Annotated in this window: 1 pseudogene; it reads left to right on the plus strand. The window is 62.4% G+C overall.

The annotated features are described in order from the left end of the window. Positions 1-654, plus strand: a pseudogene (locus ACWGTI_RS32580) (hypothetical protein); the annotation flags it as partial. Positions 655-760: the final 106 nt, after the last annotated feature.

The raw sequence follows: 760 nt of genomic DNA on the forward strand, positions 1-760 counted from the left end.
GACGGTGAGATCGGCTTTTCGATCGAAGACGGCAAGAAGGTCATGGCGACGCTGCAGAGCGCGGTCGTGAAGCACGAAGCCGAGACATACGCGCTTTTCCGTCGGGTTTGCCCAGACTGCCACACATTCCGGCCGGTTAAGGACTACACAACGCGCCGGATCCGAACTGTCTTCGGCGCCGTTGCGGTTCGCAATCCGCGCTGGATGCTGTGCCCGGGGTGCCATCCGGGCTTGGTTGGCGCCTTTTACCGGCAGGCGGCCAGCATCCTCGCCCAGTTTCTGCCCATCGAACCGACCGAGACGCACGCGACCGTGCGCAAGCGCACCATCAGGATCGGCGAGCGGCTGGATGATCAGATGGTGCAAGAAATAGGCGATCGAGGGCTCAAGCGGATGACCGGCGTCAGCTTGAGATGCAGCTTCCTGGCGATCGCCGCAAGGAGTTTGTCGTCAGCATCGACACGGCTCATGTTCGCAGCACCGAGCCCAATTCAGCGCGTAACTTCGAGCTCGTCGTGGCCAGATGCGGCCGCGGCGGACAGGGCGAACCCGGCGGGCGCTATTTCGTCACCGGCAGCACCGACCAGCATGCAATCCACGATCGTACCCTTCACGCCCTTGAGGAAGTTGGATATCGCGGCTTCGGCGATGTGACGGTGATTTCGGATGGCGCCGAAATCCTCAAGCGGCTGCCCCGCGCCATGCCGAAGCCGACGACCCACATCATCGACTGGTTCCATATCGCCATGAAGATCCAGCC

The organism is Mesorhizobium sp. ArgA1 (genome assembly GCF_053714375.1).